Here is a 21,766-nt window from a genome sequence, read left to right as displayed (position 1 = left end):
CTTCTCACGAGGAGCGCAGATGGGGAATACGTGAGGCGAGCACTGACAGCGACGCAGGATGCATCCTCCCCGACGTCGGTCGTCCACAACTTCGGCGGAATGCTGGTGGGGCCGAGGAGCCCCCGGTAAGGTCGCGGTGATCTGTTGCACATCCGGAAGGTTCTCGCATGTCCCGACGACTCCTGGCCGCCGTGGCCGCGGCCGCCCTGACCTTCGGTCTTGCCGCATGCGGTGATGGCGGCGACGGCACCGTGACCGAGCCACCCCCTGAGGTCGGCATCGGCAGCGACGACGGCGGCGCCAGCGACGGAGGCGGCGATGAGGCCCCCTCCAGTGACGGCGGTGGGGCCGAGGGGGACCCGGTTGAGGCCGCGCCCGACATCCCGGCGCCGGACCCTGCGGACTTCCCGGGGATGGACGAGAACACGCCTGAGGGGGCGGAGCAGGCGGTGCGGTTCTACTTTGCAAACGTGTACTGGGGGTACCAGACAGGAGATTCGGCTCCCCTTCGAAATTTGCATACAGAGGAATGTGCGGCATGTGTTGATTTTGTTGAGCGAATCGAAGGGCAGTCCAATGGTCTGTCTTGGAGTGAAGTTGAGATTACGGATTTTGGTATAACGCATCTATCTTCAGATAGCTTCGACTACGAGGTTGGTTATGTATTCACGGTTGGCGCGCACTCCGAACCGACCGTGGATGGCGAAGAACTACGTAAAGTCGGAAATGTAGACTATACGGCGGCCGTGGGTGTTGAATGGGATGGAGATGCTTGGATAGTTAGCGGGATGACGTTTGGGGAGTCCGGAAATGGGTGAAGGGGCGCAGTGGCGATTTGATAGGAGTCACGCTTGGGTTCGGAGTCTCGCGATCTTAGTTTGCATGGTCGCGGCACTTTTGCCAATGACCGCCAATGCTGACGGAGAGTCGATCTCCGAGTCGACTTCGAAGGCCGCGCCCGATTCTGCCGTTACACCCACTGTCGAGGATAACGAGGTGGGAATCGGCCTGTCTGACATCGAAGACATTGTGGGTTACGGGAATTCGAAGAATTCGTCGAACGGGAGGTCGGGCGCCAGTACTGGTGGTCGTCCCGATGAATATGTCACTTCAAGAGAGCTCGGCGTAAACAGTAAATTCGAATGCTCAGACCTGCCGCCAGACTCAAACAGGTTTCGAGAATTGGCCTGCGGGGTTGGGAATATGGCTTGCACCTTATCCGACATATTGGCCCCGGAGGGGGAAGGGTACGTGCCCACGGAAACTGTCCGGATAGATACCGTAAACGACGAAGAGGATCTCTTAGGGTTTAATTGCTTGGAGCGTGGAGCGGCATCCCAGGAAGGTTCTGCGCCTGTGGTCATCACGATCACCGTGAGCGACTTCCAATCGATGCCGGTCGCACCCCTAGTGGCCAGCGCTGGTCCTGAGGATGGATGGTTGCCGGTCAGTATGGTGAACGTGCTGCACGCTGATGCGGATTCGCAGACCCTCGAGACCGAGGTTCTCACGGTGCCGGTTTCGGTTCGTGCTGTCCCGGTCTCCTATCACTGGGATCTGGGCGACGGTAACGAGATCACAACGAAGAGCCCAGGGGAGGCGTATCCGTCGGAAGAGGTCTCTGGGACCTACGCAGGTGAGGGCTGGTACGACGTCACTCTGACCACTACGTTCAGTGGCCAGTTCGCCGTGAACGGCGGCCCGTGGCAGGACATTGACGGTACGATCGAGGTGGCGTCGGAGCCGATCCCCATCTACTCGAAGTCGCTGGAGTCGCGTCTGGTCGACGGGGATGTTCCTGTCGACGAACAAGGAGACCCGTGGATCCCCGAGCGCACACCTGAGACAGAAGGGCCAATAGATCCGGAGGCCACGCACCGCGAGATCTGAGACTCTCTCCTGACGACCGTGCAGCCAGCGCCCAACGCCACCAAGGTGTTGGGCGTTTGCCATGCCTGCAGGGTCTGGCGGGCGAATCGTCGTGCGGAGGAAACCGGCGCGTAACCGGTGAGAGGAATGCGGGCCCCACCTCATCGTGAAGGTATCCACAGTCGGTGCACGAATGTGGACTTCTCCAGTTCTTTCCTCCACACAGCACCCTTTTCCACAACTTTCTCCCCATTTTCTGGTAGGGGTTGTCGGCGCCCGCGCGACGAGTGATGCTTGAGCGATTGAAGCGAACGGAGAATCGAGGGAGAGAAGCTGCCTCGTCCGGGGACCTCGCAAGGAGGCGATCATGAGCTCGGCGCTGCAGGACTGGACAGAGGAGCTCGCGAGCCTCCTCGAGCGAGCGCCGTGCGTCGAGGGCCCGGTGGCTGCCTCAGATGCCCAGCTCATCGACGTGGTCAGGACACTCGAGCGGAGCAAGGGGACGATCAGTGCAGTCCAAGCTCGCACCGAGATCGCCTTCCGAGACTCGCAGGTCGAGCGGCAGCGTCGTCAAGATGTACCGCGGGCGCTCCTTGGCCGTGGTGTTGCTGATCAAATCGCACTCGCCCGGCGGATCACGCCGAAACAGGGGTCCGACCAGTTGACGCTGCACCGTGTTCTCGTCGAAACTCTGCCGCGCACCACGCAGCTCCTTCAACGAGGCGAGATCAGTGAGTGGGCTGCGCACGAGGTGGCCAAGAATGTCCTCATCCTCGATGACGAGGACCGGGATCAGATCGATCGGGAGCTCGAGCTCGAACTCCCCGCCATGACGGCCTCGAAGTCGGGGCATGTCACCCGTGCGAGAGCGCAGGAGCTCGACCCGGAAGCGGCCGTGAAGAGAGCGCAACGAGCCGTGTCGCAGCGGCGAGTATCGCTCCGGCCTGCACCGGACGGGATGTCGATATTCCGCGCGGTACTTCCCGCGAAAGAGGGCGTCGCCGCCTTCAAAGCACTGACGATCGAGTCGAAATCTGCGAAGAGCTCCGGGGACCGGCGAGGCAAGGGCCAGATCATGGCAGACACCCTGGTCGAACGCGTGACGGGAGCCGCAACCGTCGATGAGATACCGGTAGAGATCAATCTGCTCATGACGGACACGACCTTGCTCAACGATGAGGACAGGACCGCGTGGATGGAGGGGCACCCGATTCCCGGGCGGATCGCCCGCGATGTCGCCCTCGGAGTCGCGACGAGGCCTGAGACTGGGCAGCGCAGCGCCGCAGCTGAGGGGAAGTCCTCGGTAGTTCCGGGCCTGAGCCAAGAGTCGGAAAAAGCGTCAGAGTCGCCCGGAGAGAACGAGCTGGAGCCCACCGATTCGACATCGGGAGACGTGGGCGACGAGTCCCAATTCGGGCCGGAACCAGAGTCCGGGCCCGAAGCCGAGCCCGAGCCCAGAACCGATGACCGGCCCATGTCGCAATCCCCGCAGGATCCGTCGCTAGAGCGCGAAGCCCACGGTGGGCCGGCGGTTGCAGACTCGAGGCCGACGCGCAAAGTGCTCATCGACGCCACGCGATGGATACGCCGCTTGTACACCGATCCACACACCGGGGAGCTCACCGGCGCTGACCCCCGCCGGCGACTCTTTCGAGGCACAGTTCGACACTTCATCCTGCTTCGCGACCAGCGTTGCCGCACACCATGGTGCGATTCGGCGATCCACGATGTCGACCACGCCACGAGGTACGCCGACGGCGGCAAGACGACGCCCGACAACGGCATCGGGCATTGCCAGCGCTTCAACCTGGTCAAGGAGATCCCCGGCTGGGAGACCTCGAACGAGCCGGCCGCCGAAGGAGAGCCGAGCACGCTGACCATCATCACTCCGACCGGGCACCACTACAGCTCCACCGCACCCTCGCTACGAGAACCTGCGGAAGGGGCAGAACAGAAACCACCGGAAGGTGAGGACCCGGACGTGCAGGCCGAGGTGATGGGCACCGGCGACCCCACTTCACCACCCATCGACACACCCGAGATCACCGGCTCCACCGGCGCCAACCGAGCCGACCAGGACCGAGACGACAGTGACGCGGAGCCGCGCGCCGGGTGAAGGCGCTGCGCCACGGCAGCGTGCCAGCACCAACGAGATCACGGGGCGCGTCGAGAGAGGGCGTGCCGGGAGGTCCGGTGCGAGAATGAGCCCATGGAGCCGACGATGACGCCTCACGATCAGAATGCCGTCCAACCGCCCCGACCACGAGCCGGTGCGGCAGGGACAGCAGACGAGCCTCCGAAGGCCCGTCCCAACGTCGTCTTCATCCTGACCGACGATCACGCGGCGCACGCGATCAGCGCGTACTCGGGCAGGGTCAACAGCACCCCGAACCTGGACCGGATCGCGGCCCAGGGCGCACGGCTCGACTCGCTGTACTGCACGAACTCGATCTGCACCCCGAGCCGCGCAACGATCCTCTCGGGCACCTACTCGCACGTGAACGGCGCCGCCACGATCTACTCCGGCTTCGACTATCGCGTGCGCACCTTCCCGCAGGTACTTCAAGACTGCGGCTACCGCACCGCCCTGTTCGGCAAATGGCACCTCGGTCACGAGGCGCACAACGATCCCCAAGGCTTCGACGAGTGGAGGATCTACCGCGGCCAGGGCGAGTACAACGACCCCGTCATGTACGGCGTCGATGCAGCCGGTGAGCGGGTGGACGACGTCGTCCCCGGCTACGCGACCGACACCGTCACCGACCTCGCCCTCGACTGGCTCCACCGCGCGCAGGGCGAGGACCCCGACGCGCCCTTCTGCCTGCTCCTTCACCACAAGGCACCGCACCGGAACTGGATCCCGCACCCCCGTCACGCGGATCTCTACCCACTTGGATCGATCCACGAACCCGACACGCTCTTCGCCGACCACTCGACCATGAGCCGGGCGGTCCGCGACGTCCGCATGAGCGTCGCCGACGACCTCACCGAGAATGATCTCAAGCAGCCGCTGCCGCCGGAGCTGGCCGGCGAGGAGAACCGTGAGGCGCGCGCCCGGCGCAATTATCAGCTGTACATGCGCGACTACCTGCAGACCATCCAGGCCATCGACGATTCCACCGGTCGGGTGCTCGCCGATCTCGAGGCACATGGGCTCTCTGAGAACACGATCGTCATCTATACCTCCGACCAGGGGTTCTTCCTCGGCGACCACGGCTGGTTCGACAAGCGGTTGATGTTCGACCAGTCCCTGCAGATGCCGATGATGGTCCGGTGGCCGGTTGCCATCCCGGCCGGCACCGTGATCGACGAGCTCGCCACCAACGTCGACCTCGCCGCGACCGTGCTCGACGCCTGCGGTGCGGACCCGACCGAAACACTGCCCGACCAGCAGGGCCGCAGCTTGCTCCCGCTGCTCGATGGCACGGCCGACGACGAGGCCCTCGCAGACTGGCCGGATGCCATGTACTACCGCTATTGGGAGCACGAGGACCCCTCGCACAATGCTCCCGCGCACTACGGGATCCGCACCAGCACCCACAAGTTGATCCACTACTACGGCGATGGCATGGGGGCGCCCGGTTCGTCCGACGCGCTCCGTGAGGCGGAGTGGGAGATGTACGACCTGGTCACCGACCCGGCGGAGCTGACGAACATCGCCGATGATCCGGCGTACGCCACGGTCCGAGCCGACCTCGAGCAGCGCCTCGGCCAGCTCCAGGCACAGGTGGGGGACCGGCCCTACGAAGGCCCGGAGACGCCGCGCCCGACGTGGGGGTGACCGGCGGGAGCACCTGAGGCCCAGGCTGCGCCGACCGGTGGGATGAGTTGGCTGCCGGACCTCACCGGGTGCGGGGCAGCACGGTCGCGAACAGGGCGATCACCGCGAGGACGCCGAGAACCAGCATCCATGATCCGAACTGGATGCCCGACAGGGCCGCGACGACGAGACTTCCCACGACGCTCACCGCGAGCACCAGCAGCAGTCCGCGACCACCCAGCAGCCACGCCGAACGTTCGAACACTCCGTGGACCGGGATCGTCGCCGCGAGGGCGAACGCCGCATGGGACAGCAGCAGCGCGAACCCGACGCCGGTTGCACGGAGCATCGTCAGGTCGCCCTGGCCGGCCAGGGCGATGATGATCGCTGCCGGTGCCAAGAGACCGAGGTCGCTGTCCGGGCGCAGGAACTGCACGATCAGTGCCAGCGCGACGGCCAGGGAGACGATGCCGGCCCCGACGTTCGAGAACAAGCCGGCGGGCAGGGTCGTGAGCAGGGCCAGAACCATCGCGGCGATGCCGGTCAGGCGCAGCACCCACTGCGTGCCACTGACGCTCTGCAGGTCCAGCAACCTGCTCGCGATCGGATCGACGAGGCCTCCCAAGCGCATCAGGACCTCCTCATCCGTGGCGCGGAGCGTGCGGCCGACAACGACAACAGCACCGGTGCGAGGGAGGACGGGCCGTCCCACGCCGTGACGGGGACTCCGGCCTCGCGCAGTTCTCGCACCGTTGTCTCGCGCAGCAAGCGGCGAAGGGCCCACGCCTCCGGCCAGAACCTGTCCGAGATCTTGGAGTCGATACGCATCGCCTTGCCGCGCAGCACCGAGACGTCTCCGATGCTCGGCGGCAACGTGTCCACGACGATGACGTCGGCCCCGTGTGCCACCAGCACGCCGATCTGCCCGATCGCCTCCGCGTGCAGCAGCGGGGTGCAGACCACGGTGAGGGTGCCGGGACGGACCGTGCGCAGGCGTCGCGCAGTGCGGGTGCGGCCGTCCTGTCTGCCGGCTCGCGCCAGCGCGTCGGTGAGAACGCGCAGCTGGCGGGGCCCGGTGCCGGCGCGGACCGGGCCGATGAGGTGCCCGATGTCGAACAGGGAGACCCGGTCGCCGGCGGTCAGGTAGTGGCGCGCCACTGCGGAGGTCGCCCGGATCGTCATGTCCAGGCTGGTGGGGGCCTCGTCGCTCGACCACGGGGCGGGAGAGATATCGGAGATCGTGTCCGTCACGATGAGGACCTCCGTGTCCTGCTCGGTGAAGGTCGCGTTGGTGTGCAGCTTCCCGGTGCGATTGGTGACGCGCCAGTTGATCCGATGCAAGCGGTCCCCAGGGCGAAACTCCCGTACCTCCGACAGCGCCGTGCCGTCGCCGCGCCGGCGAGACAGGTGCACGCCGCTGACCCCGATCGGCGTCGGCACTTCGACCGGGGCATCCAGAACGGTCGAGGACGGCATGACCTGGATATCCAAGGCGGGCAGCTGCTGCTGGCTTCGGAAGGCACCGAGCGAGTCGGTGACCAGCACGTGCATCGGGCCGATGCGAATGCGACCCCATCTCTGCGCGGTCACTCGCAGGCGCAGCGACCCGTCACCGGCGGCGGAGCCGTGCCGCGGGCCGAACAGCGCGTGGGCCCGCATCGGGATCGTCGCCGCGGTGAGCACACCCGGCGCAGTCGTGAGCGTGACGGCGGCTGTCCCACCCTCTTCGATCGTGCGCCGGGTGGTCCGGGCATGCGGCGCAGCGACGCCGTGCTCCTCGCCGCGGGCCAGCCGCCGCGCGAGGGCGACCAATGCCCAGGCCAGGAGGGGCAGCCCGGCGAGGATCAGCACGGGCCGGCCCACCAGCACCGCGAGACCCACCGCGGCGCAGCCGATCACCGCGGCGCGCACCAGGGCGGCCGACGGCCCGGTCCGCACCGGCGGAGGCTGCGGAGGGTGGGAGGTCACGCCGAAGCGCCCGACGGGACTCGCGGGGCGGGCTCGACGGCTGCCGGCACCGGGACCTGGTCCAGCACGGATTCGACGACGCCGGCACCGGTGGCGTTCTGCAGCCACAGCTCCGGCTTCACGGTCACGCGGTGATCGAGCGCGGGATGTGCGAGTGCTTTGACGTCCTCGGGGACGACGTAGGTGCGCCCCCGGATCACCGCGAGCGCACGGGCGCAGGTGATCAGCGCGAGGGTGCCGCGCGGCGAGGCCCCCACCAGGGCATGCTGATGGCTGCGGGTCGCGGCGACCAGCTCGACCGCGTAGTGCCCCACCGAGTCCTCGACGTGCACGTTCTCCACGGCGTCCTGCACGGCGAGCAGGCCTTCGGCATCGAGCATCTCGGGCACGATCTGCTCCTCGCGGCGCCGGTCGATGCGGCGGGAGACGACCTCCCATTCCTGCGCGGCGGTGGGATACCCGAAGGACAGCCGGAGCAGGAAACGGTCCAGCTGCGCCTCCGGCAAGGGGTAGGTTCCCTCGTGCTCGATGGGGTTCGCGGTGGCCAGCACATGGAACGGCTGGGGCAGCTTGCGGGTGGTTCCCTCGACGGAGACCTGCCGCTCCTGCATCGCCTCGAGCAGCGCCGACTGGGTCTTCGGGGGCGTGCGGTTGATCTCGTCGGCCAGCAGCAGCCCGGTGAACACGGGTCCTGGCCGGAACACGAACTCGCCGGTGCGCTGGTCGAACACTTCGGCGCCGGTGAGGTCCGCCGGCAGCAGGTCCGGGGTGAACTGGGCGCGGGTGAAGGGCAGCCCGAGCGCCTGGGCGAAGGAGCGCGCGGCGAGGGTCTTGCCGAGTCCGGGGAGGTCCTCGAGCAGCACGTGGCCGCCGGCGAGGATGCCGGTGAGCACCAGCTCGAGGGATTCGCGCTTGCCGACCACCGCGGTCTCGACGGCGTCCAGGACGGACTTCGCGGCGGCGGTCGCCTCGGCAGGTGACATGGGGGTGGGTTGGTTCATCGGTCCCTCTCCTCGCCGACGGCGAGTTCTCGTAGGTAGCGGTGCAGGGCACGGCGGTCGATCGGGGCGACGGGATGGCTCTCCGCGTCGGCGTGGCGGGACTGCGCGATCAAGTGGGTGAGGCCCGGGCTGAGCGGTGGTGCGTCGGGGTCGCGGGAGCGTTCGTCGGCGACATCACCGAGGGTGCGGGCCAGGCCGCGAGAGGTCATGCGGCGGCTGGGCTGGGCGCCATGGATGAGATCCTCGAGCCGCCGCACGCGCATGTCCTGGGCATGTGGGAGGGCGTAATCGGCGTCGCGGTCGAGCTGCGGGGCGTCGAGCTGGTCCGCCCGAGCGGCTCCGACATGGATGATCCACCAGATCGCGCCGATGCTCAGCCCCAGGGCGATCGGGACCGGGATGGGGATCAGCAGCTTGAACAGTGCGCAGACGCCGACCACGACCAGGGCCGCTACGACGCTGATGGCGAGGCGCCAGAGCAGGGGAAGCAGGTTCCGGATCACTCGGGGCCGCCTGCCGGAGGGGCCCCGAGATGGTCGGTCAGTCGGTCCAGCAGGGTGATCGCTTCGTCGCGATCCCCTTCGCCGAGCGGCTCGGCGTCGAACAGTGCCCGCCGATACAGGTGGGCGAGGCGGTCCAGGGAGGCCCTGTCCAGATCCAGGGCCCCGAGCACCGCGACGACGAACTCGAGGGTGGTCTGGGAGGGCTGACGGCGCACGCCGGTTTCGCCGATCGCCCGCTCCAGGGCGAGCCAGGCGGCGATCACCGCGTCGTGGGCGTCGACGACGGTCGACAGGTGGGAGCGGGCGTCGTCGAGAGCGGCGCGGGCCTGGGCGGGCGTGAGCTCGTCCTCATCGGCCGCCGCGGCGACCCCGGGCGCCGGCCGGGCGAGCTTCCGCATCCGGTACAGCACCCAGAGGGCCACGACGGCCAGGAGCACGCCGATCACGATCAAGGTGGCGGTGAGCCCCGAGTTCGTGCCGGTGGATTCCGGCGGTTGGGCGGGCATGTTCTCCGTCGGCCACTCGGGTGGTTCGTAGTCCTGCTGCTGTTGCTCCGGGGGGTCGAACTCACGGCCGGTCTGCCCGACGAAGGTGGGGCCGGGGCCACGCTCGGCGCCGGCCCCGAGAGTGGCCAGACCGAGGCCGCCGAGGGCCGCGATCAGAAGGAGCAGGGCGACCAGGCGTCGGTGCATGTCGGCGCCACGGCCGGCGGTTCCAGCGTCGGTGACCGCAGCGGTGGTGGCACCGGCGCTGGCGTCGTCACCGCTGGCGGATTCGGTGTCGGGGTCGCGTGCAGTGTGGGCGGATCGGGGGTCGAGGGAGCTCACGGCGCCGCCTCGGGCGCTGCCGCTGCGCCATGCGGGGAGGCGATGATGATGGACTGCTCCCCGGCGATGCGGGTCAGGATCAGCGTGGCGGACTCGTCGCCGAAGCGCCGCGGGCGCAGTTTGCGGCGCAGGTCATCGGGCTCCACCGCGGTGCCGCGCTTCTTGATCTCGAGCACGCCGAGGCGGTGCTCGCGCAGGTAGGCGGTCAAGCGCTTGAGACCGAAGGGCATCACATCGCGCACGGAGTAGCCGCGGGCGAAGGGCGTCCGCACGTGACGGTCGCCGGTCAGGTACGCGATGGTCGGGTCGATCGTATGGGCGCCCAGATCCTCGGCGAGACGCCCGATGAGGTTCGCACGGATCACGGCGCCGTCCGGCTCGTAGAGGTGATCGCCGAGCGTGCCGGGCTCGGGGTCGCCGGGGGCCTCGGGCCCATGATCCAGGCGGTGCGCACCGGCGCGGTCGATGAGCACCGCCGAGGAGGCGACGCCGGCGCGCGCGAGCGGCCCGAACCACGCTGTGGCTTCGAGGACCTGGCCGTGGAACGAGAGCCACTGGGTCTCGACGTCGGCCGGCAGCGCCGAGCGGTCGATGCCGGGCCCGAGCTTCGCGCCGAGGGGGCCGACGTCACCGTCGGTGCCGAGCCGACGGGCGAGCTCGATGACCGTGGACAGCGGCGGCTCGTACTCCTCGGGATCGTGCAGCCGGCGGGTGCCGCCGCGGGTGGGAGCTCGACGGGCGGGATCCAGCCAGATTCCGTCGGTCTCGGCGGGATCGTGGCCCTCCGCCTCACCGAGTCTGGCCCGGGCCGAGGGGAAGGGCCGCAGGTTCATGGTGGCGACGGCGACCGCCAGGGGATCGCGGTCCACGGCCCGCACCTCCAGGCCCAGCCCTGCCAGGGCCATGGCATCGCCGCCGATGCCGCAGCCGAGGTCCGCGACCGAGGTGACGCCGGCGCGCTGGAACCGTTCGGCGTGCATCGCTGCGACCGGCAACCGGGTCGCCTGCTCGAGGCCGTGCGGGGTGAACAGCATCGAGGCGGCGAACTCGCCGAACTTGTCGATGGCCTTCGTGCGCAGCCGCGATTGGGTCATCACGGCGGCGACCAGCTCCGGAGGGTGGCCCGCCTGGCGCAGTTGCGCGCCCTGACGCAGCGCGTCCTTCTCCTGATAGGGCGGCAGGGAGTTCAGCAGCGCCCACCCGGAGCTCTGCAGGACCGGCTCGAGAGCGCGAACGGCTGCATCAGAGTCGTCGGGGGAAGGCGAAACCATGCGGGCCAGGCTACCTGGTGGACATGTGTCCGGCGTCACCCGTTCGAGGGGTGGCGCAGCGAGGGAGTCGGGAGGTCGGGCTCAGGCTCGGGCGTCGAGCACGAGCTTGCCACGGGTGTGGCCGTCCTCGAGCAGGCGGTGAGCCTGCGCGATCTCGGCGAGCGGCAGCACCTGGGAGACCTCCAGCGGGTAGCGGCCCGCGCGGATCCCCTGCACCAGCCGGTCCAGACGGTCCCGGCCGGGCTTGATGCGGGGCACCTTCGCGTCGACACCGCGCTCATGGGCCGGGGTGAGGTCCGCGAGGGTCGGCAGGGTGACCAGGAGCCCGCCCTCGGTGACGTGATCGAGGCTGGGCAGGAACGTGGAGTGGTAGTGGGTGTCCAGGACGACGTCGACGCCGCGGCCATCGGTCTGGCGATGAATCTCCGCCTGCCAGTCCTCGGCGTCGTAGGCGATCGGGATGGCTCCCAGGTCGCGGATGCGCTCAGCGTTGGCGGCGCGGCCGGTGGCCCAGACCTGGGCGGCGCCCGCCTCGAGGGCCATCGGGATCAGCAGCTGGCCCACGCCGCCGCTGCCGCCGTGCACGAGAACCGTCTGGCCGGGTTCGATCCGGGCGGTGTCCTCGATGGTGGCGATCGCGGTGAGGCCGACCAGGGCCAGGCCGGCCCAGCGCGGGAGGTCTTCGTCCTGGATCTCGTCGGGGATCGGGGCGAGCTCGTCGGCTCCGATCGCGATGACCTCGGCGGCCATGCCGCGCACGTCGCCCGGTGCGCGCATGCCGAACACGCGGGTGCCGGGGTTCAGGCCGCGGGAGCCGAGCTCCGCGTCGTCCAGGCCGGAGCCCGCGCTGATCACGGTGCCGGCCATCTCGCGGCCGGTGCCGGCAGGGAGCTGCAGGTCCTTGGACATCCCCGACGAGCCGTCGCGGACCTTGTAGTCCAGAGGGTTCAATCCCACGTAGGCGACCCGGACCAATACCTCGTCGGGCGCCGGTTGCGGGCTCGGGGCATCGGAGTGCAGGGTCAGGACCTCGGGGCCGCCGAAGCGGTCGAAACGGATCTCGCGCATGGACCCATCATGCACCCCCGGACCGACCGATGGGTGGGAGCCCGCTGGGCTGTGGATGGGGGATCATGGAGAGTGGTCGCCCCACCCGCCCGGACCCCTCAGGAGGACCATGACCGCCGCAGGCCTCGAGCCCTGGCAGTGGCGTGACCTCCTGCGCCGTGAGATCGATCTGCCGCGCGGCGTTGTCGACGTCCCGGTGGGCGACGCCCTGGGCAGGGTGCTCGGCGCACCGGTGAGCAGCCCGGAGGAGATCCCCGCTGTGCCGACCGCCGCGATGGACGGCTTCGCGGTGCGACGCGAGGACCTCGCCACGGGCTCGACCGCGCTCCCGGTGAGCATCGACATCGCCGCACGCCCGGGCGAGATCGCGGCGCTCGAGCCCGGCACGGCGGCACGCATCATGACCGGCGCCCCGGTTCCTGCCGGAGCCGACGTCGTGATCGAGGTCGAGGCCACCGACGCCGACCCGTTCGGCTCGGCGCCGGGGATCGTGACCCTCATGCTTGCGGCTCTGCCCCCGGCGCAGCGTCACGTCCGCGGGCCGGGCGAAGAGGTCGCGCGCGGTGACGTGCTCGCCCGCCCAGGGGACCGGGTCGGAGGCGGTCTGATCGGCTTGGCCCGCACCCTCGGCCTGGCGACCTTCCCGGTCCTGCGGCCGCTGCGCGTCGGGGTGGTGGTGACCGGGGACGAGCTCACCGGGGAGGCCGCGGAGCCCGGCACCGTGCGCGAGTCCAACGGCGCGATGCTGAGCGCCGCCCTCGCCGCCGATGGCGCCGAGGCTCACGCGGTCCACAGCGGCGATGAGCACGAGCAGCTGCGCAGCGGTCTCGAGGTGGCGGCGGTCGACGTCGATCTGGTGATCACCACCGGCGGGATCGGGCACGGAGCCTTCGACGTGGTCAAGACTCTGCTCGGCGAGCGCGGCGCCGGCACCTCCCGTTTCGAACACCTCTTGCTGCGGCCCGGCGGCCCTCAGGGGTACGGGCACCTGGCCGATGGCACGCCGATGATCCATCTTCCCGGGACCCCGGTGGGGGCGCTCGTGGGCTATCACCTCTTCGTGCGACCGCTGCTGCCGGGGGCATCTGCCGAGCCTCGTCGCGTACTGCTCGGGGACGACGGTGCGGAGGCGGGGCGCCGCCGGCCGGACGGCGTGCGCGCGCTGCCCGGCCGTCTGGGTCGGGACGGGACCGGACGGGAGCGAGTGGATCTGCTCCCCGGCAGACGGCTCGCGCCCTATGGGCGGGCCGACGCGATCGTGCTGCGTGGAGGCGATCAGCGGCGCGGCGGATCCGGCCCGCTGAACGAGGAGACGACGCTGATCATTCCCCTCTGACCGAGGGCTGCAGGCCGAGGGGTTGGTGGCCGAATGGCCGGCGACCGACGAGCTGCGCCGTCGTGCGGTGCGACGGTGGTGACCGTTTGGTAGGGCTCAAAGGGCGACGTCTCCGGCGCGGGGTCAGCGATCGCGGGTGAGTGGCTCCTCGAGCTGGCGGGATCGGGAATGCTCTCGTTGACGCGCCTGCTCTCGGCGGGTCTGACGCCGGTGCACGAACGATCGGGTCCACGAGGTGACGATGACACCGGCTGCTCCGACCGCCAGGCCCAGGGCGAAGGCGGCGATCCAAGGGCTGTAGAACCACCCGGCCACCGGGATCAGGGCAAGAGCAACCAGGCCGATCGGCCAGGGGCCGATGTTCCGGTGCCCGAGGAGATCGGCGGCAGCGAGGGCGGCAGGAATGCCCAGCGCCAGCACGAGAAGGTGCAAGAAGGTCACGATTCGAGCATAACCGTGTGCCTGGTGGTGGCTGGCCGGTCCAGTGACGACACAGTGACGGCGTGTGAGGCGCTATCGTGTCGACGTGCAGGACGGGGGAGACCCGCAACACACCGATGTGTCATGGGTCGTACGGACGTCTCGAGCCACACCGATGTGGCCGACCCGGTCATGGCTCCGGAACGGAGCGAAACCGCTCCGGCACGGAAACTGGACAGATGTACCCGCGAGGTACTGAGAGGAATGCTGGCGGATGTTCGACAGTTTGCTCAGGAGACACCGTGATTAGGTTCATCTCCATCCGGCTGCTCACGTACGTGATCCTGGCGTTCGTCGCCACGAGCTTCGCCTACCTGTTGGCAGCTTCCCTGATGCACCCCGAGGAAGTGCTGTATCCGCCGGCGGCGACGGAACCCGTTCCGCACCAGACCGCGCAGCTTTACCTCAACACCCGCAACATCAATCCCGACACGCCCCTCTTCGAGCGCTACGCCAACTGGCTCGGAGGCCTCATCCGCGGCGACCTCGGCGTCACCACCGGGACGAACAAGTCGATGGTCCCGGTGTTCGACGAACTGAAGACACGGATCCCGATCAGCCTCCGCCTCATCGTGCTCGGCACCGTGATCGGCACCGCCCTGGGCATCATCCTGGGCATGGTCGCCGCGGTGCGCCGCGACTCCCTCGGCGATCGCGCCTCGACCCTGCTGGCCTTCTTCCTGCTGTCGCTGCCGACCCCGGTCATCATCCTGATCGTGCAGCAGACGAACCAGCTGATCATGGACGGCACCGGCTGGGGGCTCCCGGCGATCAACCCGATCAACCCGCTGCTGGAAGCAGGGTCCTGGGAATCGATCCGGTACCAGATCAAAGCGCTGGTGATGCCCACCATCGTGCTGGCCCTGGCGGCCGCCGCCTCGTACTCGCGGTACATGAAGGTGACCACCCTGGACGTGCTCGGGAGCGACTACCTGCGCACCGCGCGGGCAAAAGGTCTGACCCGCGGGCGGGCGATGAACCGCCATGGCCTGCGCATGGCCCTGATCCCGATGGGCCAGTACTTCGCCTTCGCCGTCGGCGGTGCCTTCTCCGGATCGCTCTTCGTCGAGCTCATGTTCAACTGGCAGGGCATCGGACGCTTCGTGATCTCCGCGATCGCCATGGCGGACGTCAACGGCACGGCGGGCGTGGTGCTCTACACCGCGATCCTGACCCTGATCTCCGCGACCTTCGCAGACTTCCTGCAGGGCGCGCTCGACCCGAGGATCCGGTGACACCATGACGAATCCCCAGGACATCCGTTCCACCGGCGACGCGGCACAACTGCGCGCGAGCACGGACCCCGAGGCCAACCCCGTGCTCGGCGCTGCCGTCGGCGATACCAACACCTCGACGCCGGGCGGCGATCCGGAGAACATCTCAGGGCTCGAACTGATCGAATCGTTGAGCCGGGGAGAGCTCCTGCGCCGCCGGTTCCTCCGCAGCACGAGCGCCTGGTTCGGCATGATCATCTTCGCGCTGCTCGTGCTGATGGCGGTCTTCGGGCCGATGATCTACCAGTACGGACCGTTCGAGCGGGACCTGCGCAACGCACTGACAGGCCCGAGCATGTACCACTGGCTCGGCGTGAACGAGAACGGTCTGGACATCTTCGCGCGCACCCTGCAGGGTCTGCGCATCTCCCTGGTGATCGGCATCGGCACCGCCTTCCTCACCTCGTTCCTCGCGCTGGCCGTGGGCATCGTCGCCGGCTACGTCGGCAACAAGGGCAAGTGGGGCGCCATCGCGGACGGCGGTCTGGTCAACCTGATCAACCTGTTCCTGGTGATCCCGTCGCTGCTGCTGCTGATGCTGTTCAGCCCGGTCCTCCAGCAGGCCACCTGGCTGTGGATGATCCCGCTGCTCGCGGGTTTCGCCTGGATGCTCACAGCTCGTGTGCTGCGCGCGATGACGCAGCAGCTCGTGCGCACCGAGTACGTCGAAGCCGCACGCTTCATGGGCGTGAACCCACTGATCACGATGACGCGGCACATCATCCCCAACATCGCCAGCTGGATCATCATCGACACCACCCTCGGAGTGAGTGCGGCGATCCTCGGCGAGACGGGGCTGTCCTTCATCGGCTTCGGCATCCAGTATCCGCAGGTCTCGCTGGGCACCGTTCTGCAGGACTACAACATCTCCGCGCCCTACACCTGGATCCCGCCGGCGGCGGTCCTCGCGGCACTCGTCATCTCCATCAACCTCATGGGTGAAGCCCTCCGCGATGCCCTCGACCCGACCAGCGGCTCCAGCCGTCTCTGAGGGGAACTGCTATGTCTGAACCGATCCTGTCCGTCCGGGACCTGAGCGTCTCCTTCCCCTCCGAGTACGGCACCGTCCATGCCGTCTCGAACCTCAGCTACGAGGTGCACAAGGGCGAAGCCCTCGCCATCGTGGGGGAGTCCGGGTCCGGGAAGTCCGTGAGCTCCCTCGCCGTGATGGGGCTGCTCCCGCGCAACGCCACCGTGAGCGGCGAGATCGAACTGCTCGGCCGGAAGCTCTTCACCATGGATGACGGCCAGCTCTCGACGCTGCGGGGCAACACCATCTCCATGGTGTTCCAGGACCCCCTGTCCGCCCTGACCCCTGTCTTCCAGGTGGGGAAGCAGATCGCCGAGGTCGTCCGCATCCACCACCCGGAGGTGTCGGTGTCCCGGGCGGACCGGCGAGCGATCGAGCTGCTCGAGGCCGTGGGGATCCCCGAGCCGGCCCGTCGAGCGACCCAGTATCCCCACGAGTATTCGGGCGGGATGCGTCAGCGCGCGATGATCGCCATGGCGATCGCCAACGAGCCCGAGATGATCATCGCCGACGAGCCGACGACTGCGCTCGATGTGACGATCCAGGCGCAGGTCATGGATCTCCTGAAATCCGCTCAGGAGATGCTGGGTGCGGCGACCGTGCTCATCACCCACGACATGGGTGTCGTCGCCGGCTTCGCGGACAGGGTCCTGGTCATGAAGGACTCCCAGATGGTCGAGACCGGGGGAGTCGACGAAATCTTCTACCGGCCCCGCGAGGAGTACACGCGCAGCCTCCTCGCCGCCGTCCCCCGGGTGGATCTCGCCGAGTCGGAAGGGTCCAAGAGTATCGCCGGCTCCGCGCTGCGTCATGTCGCCGACCCCGCCGCCGGCTCCACGGTGAGCACGCCGCGCGAGCAGCGCCCCACAGTGCTCGAGGTCGAGGACCTCCACCGGATCTACCCGATCACCAAGGGTGCTCTCGTGCGCCGGAAGATCGGCGAGCAGAGGGCGGTCGACGGGATCTCCTTCGACATCCGTGAAGGCGAGTGCCTCGCCCTGGTCGGAGAGTCCGGCTGCGGCAAGACCACCACGCTGATGGAGATCATGCAGCTGCGCGCCCCGCAGCAGGGCGCCATCCGCGTCAACGGCACGGAGGTGCAGGACCTGACCCGTAAGGAGCGGGCGGCCCTGCGCTCGGACGTCACGATCGTGTTCCAGGACCCGATGGCGGCGCTGGATCCGCGGATGCCGATCGCCGACATCCTCAAGGAGCCGATGCGCGTCCAGGGGTACACGAAGGAACGCATGGATGAGCGTGTCGAATGGCTGCTCAAGACGGTGGGCCTCCTCCCGGAGCACGCGGCACGCTTCCCGACAGAGTTCTCCGGTGGTCAGCGCCAGCGGGTCGGCGTGGCGCGGGCCCTGGCCTGCGACCCCAAGCTGATCGTGCTCGACGAGCCGACCTCCGCTCTGGACGTCACGGTCCAGGCGGGAGTGCTGGCCATGCTCGCGGATCTCAAGGTCCGTCTGGGCGTGAGCTTCCTGTTCGTGTCCCATGATCTCTCGGTGGTCCGGCACATCTCTGATCGCATCGCGGTGATGCGAAAAGGGAAGATCGTCGAACTGGGCGATACCGAGGATGTCTTTTCCGATCCACAGCATGAATACAGCCGAGAACTTCTCTCGGCCGTTCCTATTCCGGATCCGGAGATCGCGCGCCAACGGCGTCGGGACGTCATCGATCGTTCCGCTTTCAAGGGAGTGGGGGGAGCTGCCGCTGGCGCCGGTACGGCTTCCTGACCAGCGGTGACCAGGAGGAGCGGGCGCCTCGGTCGGCGGCGCCGCGCTGTCGTCATGCCGGTCGGGAAATGCGAACGCGCCCTGCGTAAAACGTTGTGTTGCGAACCGGTAACAGCGCCTCGAAGGAGTGTGTTGTGGATCGCACCGGTGCCTAGACTGTCGGAACCGCAGGCGGGCGATGCGACCACGGTGGTCGTTGTTCCATCTGACTTGCAGGTCATAGAACTCGAGCGGGCACGAAGATCTCGGCGCCCGCGAACGAAGGAGTAGCACATGCGTTTGACGCGGCGTTCGATGCTGGGGGCGACGGCTCTGTCCGTCTCGATGGCGACGCTGGCTGCGTGCAGCCAGGATCCGGGGACCGGGGGGTCCGGCGGGTCAGATGGTGGCGGTGACGGTGGGGAGCAGATCGCCGTCGATGAGAACGACGTCAATGCGATGGAGCGTGACGAGCTCGGCGAAGGCGGCGTGCTGCGTCTGGCGAACAATGCGTTCCCAGCGAACTGGAATCCGCTGCACTCGGATGGCAACGAGGCGAACACCAGCGAGATGCTGCGGGCTATCTTCCCGCTCGAGCTGTGGTACTCGAATGCCACCGGTGAGGTCACCCCGAACCAGCACTACGCCAAGCGCATCGAGCTCACCTCCGAGGACCCGCAGGTCATGGAGATCGAGCTCAACGAGGGCATGACGTGGTCCGACGGCACCCCGATCGACTTCACGTCCATCGAGAACGTCTTCACCACGATGGACGGCACCAAGGAGGAGTACGGCGTCTCGTCCTCCGAGGGCTATGACAAGGTCGAGAAGGTGGAGCAGGGCGATAGCGACCTCATCGCCGTCATCACCTTCAAGGAGAAGTACGCCGACTGGATCGGGCTCGCGGCCATCGCTCCGGATTCCCTCGTGGAATCGGCCGAGGCCTTCAACACCGGGTGGCTCGCGGAGCCCCTCGTGACTGCCGGCCCGTACAAGATCGGCAAGATCGACGCCTCGAACAAGACCGTGCTGCTCGAGCCGGATGAGAACTGGTGGGGCGACAAGGCCCTCCTAGAGCAGGTTCTCTTCACCACCATCGAGGATCCGACCGCGACCGCGACGAGCTTCCAGAACGGCCAGCTCGACGTCATCGAGACCACCGTCCCGGCGACGTACTCCGTGGTGGAGCCGATGATCGGCAGCGGGGTCACGCTCCGGAAGGCGGCCGGCCCGAACTGGTCGCACATCACGCTCAACGGCGCCGAGGGCCGTCCGCTCGCGGACCAGTCCGTGCGCCAGGCGGTCTTCCTCGCGATCGATCGTGAGGAGGTCTTCCTCTCGGTCAACGCGACGATGCCGTACCCGGAGAATACCGAGCCCCTGAACAACCATGTCCTGATGACGAACCAGGAGGGTTACCAGGACAACGCCGGTGATCTCGGCACCCCCGACCAGGAGGCTGCCAAGGCGCTTCTGGAGGAGGCCGGGTACACCATGGAGGGCGACCTGGCCACGAAGGATGGCGCCCCCCTCGAGATCACCTACGTGTACAACGACGGGTCGAAGACCAATGAGGCCGTCGTCCCGGTGGTGAAGGAGCAGCTCGCCGCAATCGGCATCACCATGAAGGTGCAGAAGGTGCCGCCGACGGACCTCTTCGCCAAGTACGTGATCCCCGGCGAGTTCGACCTGACCCTGTTCGGCTGGGTCGGCAACCCGTTCCTCTCCTCCAGCGACGCCATCTGGAAGACCGAGGGGGAGCAGAACTTCGGCAAGATCGGTGACTCCGAGACCGACGATCTCATCGACCAGGCCGCCGTGGAGACCGATCCCGCTGCGCGCCTCGAGCTGATCAACCAGCTCGATGCGAACCTGTGGCAGCTCGCGGGCGTCATTCCGCTGTGGCAGTCCTACGACTTCTTCGTGACGGTCGACGACCTCGCGAACTTCGGCGCCTGGGGCTTCCAGCGGCCCGACTGGACGACCATCGGCTACGTGGCAGGTTCGGACAAGCTCGAGGGCTGACCGACCTGGAGGACGGCGGGGCCCCGAGCGGAGACGCTCGGGGCCCCGCTCTCTTCACCCGCCGGCGAAGGGCGGCAGCACGTCAAGGCTGTCGCCCTCGGTGAGCGTGCGCGTGAGATCAGTGCAGGCCACGGCGTTCACCAGGAAGCTGGAGCGGCCGATCACTCGCGCGGCCTCCGGGGGTGCGGTGCGCAGCAGGTCCTCGAGCGCGTCCTGCAGCATCGCCCCCTGGGCGGTAGCGGTCTCGGCCCCGTACTCGGCGGCGGCACCGGCGAACAGCCGCACCGTGATCGTGGGAACCCTGTCGATGGTGGTCATGTCGTCTTTCTCAGTCTTTCTGTCTCATCCGCCGATGGCGCTCATGGGGCGCTCGGGTTGGACGAAGTCGGCACGATCCATGCCGTGCCCGGCCTTCTTCCCCCACTGCGCGGCGCGCCAGATCTGCGCGATCGCCTCGTCGTCGGCCCCGGAGCGCAGCGCGCCGCGCAGATCCGTCTCCTCACGGGAGAACAGGCAGGTGCGCACCCGGCCCTCGGCGGTGAGCCGGGTGCGTCGGCAGTCGGCGCAGAAGGGCCGGGTCACGGAGGCGATGATCCCGACCCGTCCGCGATGCAGGCCGCTGACGGGGTCGGCCACCTCGAACAGCTCCGCGGGGGCGCCGTCGCGGGCCTCGGCGACCAGGGTGAGCGCGTAGCGCGGGGCGAGCATCGCGTGGACATCGGCAGCCGAGATCATCGAGGCGCGGTCCCAGATGTGGTCCGCATCCAGCGGCATCTGCTCGATGACGCGCAGCTGCAGGTCGCGGGTGAGGCACCAGTCCAGCAGGTCCGGCAGCTCGTGATCGTTGACGCCGGGCAGCAGTACCGCGTTGACCTTGATCGGGTCCAGACCCGCCGCGCGGGCGCCGTCGACACCGGCCAGTACCCGGTGCAGCAGGGGGCGGCGGCTGAGCCGCTCGAAGGTCTCGGAGACCACGGAATCCAGGGAGACGTTGATCCGATCCAGGCCGGCTTCCCGCAGGCGGGCGGCGCGGTGGTCCAGGCCGATCGCGTTCGTGGTCAGGGAGATGTCGGGGCGCGGGGTCAGAGCGGCGACGCCGGCGATGATCTCCTCGAGATCGGGCCGGGTCAGCGGCTCCCCACCGGTGAAGCGCACCTGCTCGATGCCCAGGCGTTCCACGCCGATCTGCACCAGGCGCACCACCTCGTCCACCGAGAGCATCTGGTCCTTCTTCAAGAAGGTGAGGCCGGAGGCCGGCATGCAGTACGTGCAGCGCAGATTGCAGAAGTCGGTGAGGGAGAGGCGCAGATCCGTCGCCTCGCGACCGAAGCGGTCCGCCAAGGCAGGCGTCGCCGGGCGGTCCGAGGTGTCGGGCAGAGCAGAGGTGGTCTCGTCCGTCGTGCGCAGCTTGGGGATGCCCAGGCCGATGCGGCGGGAACTCATGGCATGTCCTCCTCTCGCGTGGCGAACGGGTTCTGCACCCAGGATAGGCCCCCGTGATGTGCACGAGCCGGGACCTCGGGGAGCTCCCGGCGTCGTGGCGGGGGTCGGCGAGGAGTCCAGGGTGCGCCGCGGGCCGAGACGGGCGGGAGTGCCGCACCGGGGAGTCAGCAGCAGGCGCGCCATACTGGAA

The 21,766-nt window shown here is 68.2% G+C and carries 19 protein-coding genes; 9 read left to right on the top strand and 10 right to left on the bottom strand.

All coding sequences use genetic code 11. The features are described 5' to 3' along the window. Positions 1-167 precede the first annotated feature (167 nt). The 4 genes from INT51_RS08560 (at position 168) to INT51_RS08545 (ending at position 5,650) form a co-directional block, all read left to right on the top strand. Entirely contained in the window at positions 168-818 is a 651-nt protein-coding gene (locus tag INT51_RS08560; protein ID WP_193104879.1) for a DUF6318 family protein, read from the top strand. Positions 819-882: 64 nt separating this feature from the next. After that, entirely contained in the window at positions 883-1,890 is a 1,008-nt protein-coding gene (locus tag INT51_RS22180) for a PKD domain-containing protein (protein WP_226832128.1), read from the top strand. A 346-nt stretch (positions 1,891-2,236) separates the two neighbouring features. Continuing rightward, complete coding sequence (locus tag INT51_RS08550; RefSeq protein WP_193104878.1) at positions 2,237-3,985, top strand: DUF222 domain-containing protein; 1,749 nt, start codon at positions 2,237-2,239, stop codon at positions 3,983-3,985. Positions 3,986-4,090: 105 nt separating this feature from the next. Further along, on the top strand, positions 4,091-5,650 hold the full coding sequence (locus tag INT51_RS08545; RefSeq protein WP_193104877.1) for a sulfatase: 1,560 nt from the start codon (positions 4,091-4,093) through the stop codon (positions 5,648-5,650). 61 nt (positions 5,651-5,711) lie between these two features. On the opposite strand, the gene INT51_RS08540 is transcribed toward INT51_RS08545, so the two are convergent. The 7 genes from INT51_RS08540 to INT51_RS08510 all read right to left on the bottom strand — a co-directional run bounded on the left by INT51_RS08540 (position 5,712) and on the right by INT51_RS08510 (position 12,267). Continuing rightward, positions 5,712-6,260, bottom strand: coding sequence for a hypothetical protein (locus tag INT51_RS08540; protein ID WP_193104876.1), 549 nt, complete (start codon positions 6,258-6,260; stop codon positions 5,712-5,714). Next, entirely contained in the window at positions 6,260-7,567 is a 1,308-nt protein-coding gene (locus tag INT51_RS08535) for a DUF58 domain-containing protein (protein WP_304502124.1), read from the bottom strand. The genes INT51_RS08540 and INT51_RS08535 overlap by 1 nt, the downstream gene beginning before the upstream one ends. 26 nt (positions 7,568-7,593) lie before the next feature. After that, positions 7,594-8,598: a MoxR family ATPase gene (locus tag INT51_RS08530; protein ID WP_193104874.1), complete on the bottom strand. Its 1,005-nt coding sequence runs from the start codon at positions 8,596-8,598 to the stop codon at positions 7,594-7,596. Continuing rightward, a complete protein-coding gene (locus INT51_RS08525; protein ID WP_193104873.1) occupies positions 8,595-9,101 on the bottom strand; it encodes a hypothetical protein in 507 nt (168 codons plus the stop codon). The genes INT51_RS08530 and INT51_RS08525 overlap by 4 nt, the downstream gene beginning before the upstream one ends. Beyond that, positions 9,098-9,928, bottom strand: coding sequence for a DUF4129 domain-containing protein (locus INT51_RS22655; protein WP_193104872.1), 831 nt, complete (start codon positions 9,926-9,928; stop codon positions 9,098-9,100). Before INT51_RS22655 ends, INT51_RS08525 begins: the two co-directional genes overlap by 4 nt. Next, complete coding sequence (locus INT51_RS08515) at positions 9,925-11,199, bottom strand: class I SAM-dependent methyltransferase (RefSeq protein ID WP_193104871.1); 1,275 nt, start codon at positions 11,197-11,199, stop codon at positions 9,925-9,927. Before INT51_RS08515 ends, INT51_RS22655 begins: the two co-directional genes overlap by 4 nt. 81 nt (positions 11,200-11,280) lie before the next feature. Further along, positions 11,281-12,267 (bottom strand): NADP-dependent oxidoreductase, encoded by a 987-nt coding sequence (locus INT51_RS08510; RefSeq protein WP_193104870.1) that lies wholly within the window; start codon positions 12,265-12,267, stop codon positions 11,281-11,283. Positions 12,268-12,376: 109 nt separating this feature from the next. Here INT51_RS08510 and INT51_RS08505 point away from each other — a divergent pair, with 109 nt between their 5' ends. After that, positions 12,377-13,603, top strand: a complete 1,227-nt coding sequence (locus INT51_RS08505) for a molybdopterin molybdotransferase MoeA (RefSeq protein WP_193104869.1) — start codon at positions 12,377-12,379, stop codon at positions 13,601-13,603. Positions 13,604-13,726: 123 nt separating this feature from the next. Here the strand turns inward: INT51_RS08505 and INT51_RS08500 are convergent, their stop codons facing one another. Next, the gene (locus tag INT51_RS08500; protein WP_193104868.1) at positions 13,727-14,044 is read right to left on the bottom strand and encodes a hypothetical protein; all 318 of its coding nucleotides are present in this window, start codon (positions 14,042-14,044) and stop codon (positions 13,727-13,729) included. A 281-nt stretch (positions 14,045-14,325) separates the two neighbouring features. Between INT51_RS08500 and INT51_RS08495 the strand changes: the two genes are divergently transcribed. From INT51_RS08495 to INT51_RS08480, 4 genes are all read left to right on the top strand, one after another. Continuing rightward, the gene (locus tag INT51_RS08495; protein ID WP_304502123.1) at positions 14,326-15,318 is read left to right on the top strand and encodes an ABC transporter permease; all 993 of its coding nucleotides are present in this window, start codon (positions 14,326-14,328) and stop codon (positions 15,316-15,318) included. Between the two features lie 4 nt (positions 15,319-15,322). Next, entirely contained in the window at positions 15,323-16,348 is a 1,026-nt protein-coding gene (locus INT51_RS08490; protein ID WP_193104866.1) for an ABC transporter permease, read from the top strand. A gap of 11 nt (positions 16,349-16,359) precedes the next feature. Continuing rightward, the gene (locus tag INT51_RS08485) at positions 16,360-18,129 is read left to right on the top strand and encodes an ABC transporter ATP-binding protein (protein ID WP_193104865.1); all 1,770 of its coding nucleotides are present in this window, start codon (positions 16,360-16,362) and stop codon (positions 18,127-18,129) included. 273 nt (positions 18,130-18,402) lie between these two features. Further along, on the top strand, positions 18,403-20,133 hold the full coding sequence (locus INT51_RS08480) for an ABC transporter family substrate-binding protein (protein ID WP_193104864.1): 1,731 nt from the start codon (positions 18,403-18,405) through the stop codon (positions 20,131-20,133). 54 nt (positions 20,134-20,187) lie between these two features. Here INT51_RS08480 and INT51_RS08475 read toward each other — a convergent pair whose 3' ends face one another. Together INT51_RS08475 and moaA are read right to left on the bottom strand one after the other, a co-directional pair. Continuing rightward, positions 20,188-20,451, bottom strand: a complete 264-nt coding sequence (locus tag INT51_RS08475; RefSeq protein ID WP_193104863.1) for a MoaD/ThiS family protein — start codon at positions 20,449-20,451, stop codon at positions 20,188-20,190. Between the two features lie 24 nt (positions 20,452-20,475). After that, on the bottom strand, positions 20,476-21,576 hold the full coding sequence (moaA, locus tag INT51_RS08470; RefSeq protein WP_193104862.1) for a GTP 3',8-cyclase MoaA: 1,101 nt from the start codon (positions 21,574-21,576) through the stop codon (positions 20,476-20,478). Positions 21,577-21,766 lie beyond the last annotated feature (190 nt).

Origin of the sequence: Brachybacterium sp. FME24 (assembly GCF_014897705.1) — a bacterium.
GTDB lineage: Bacteria > Actinomycetota > Actinomycetes > Actinomycetales > Dermabacteraceae > Brachybacterium.
This window is presented reverse-complemented; position numbering and strand designations above follow the sequence as displayed.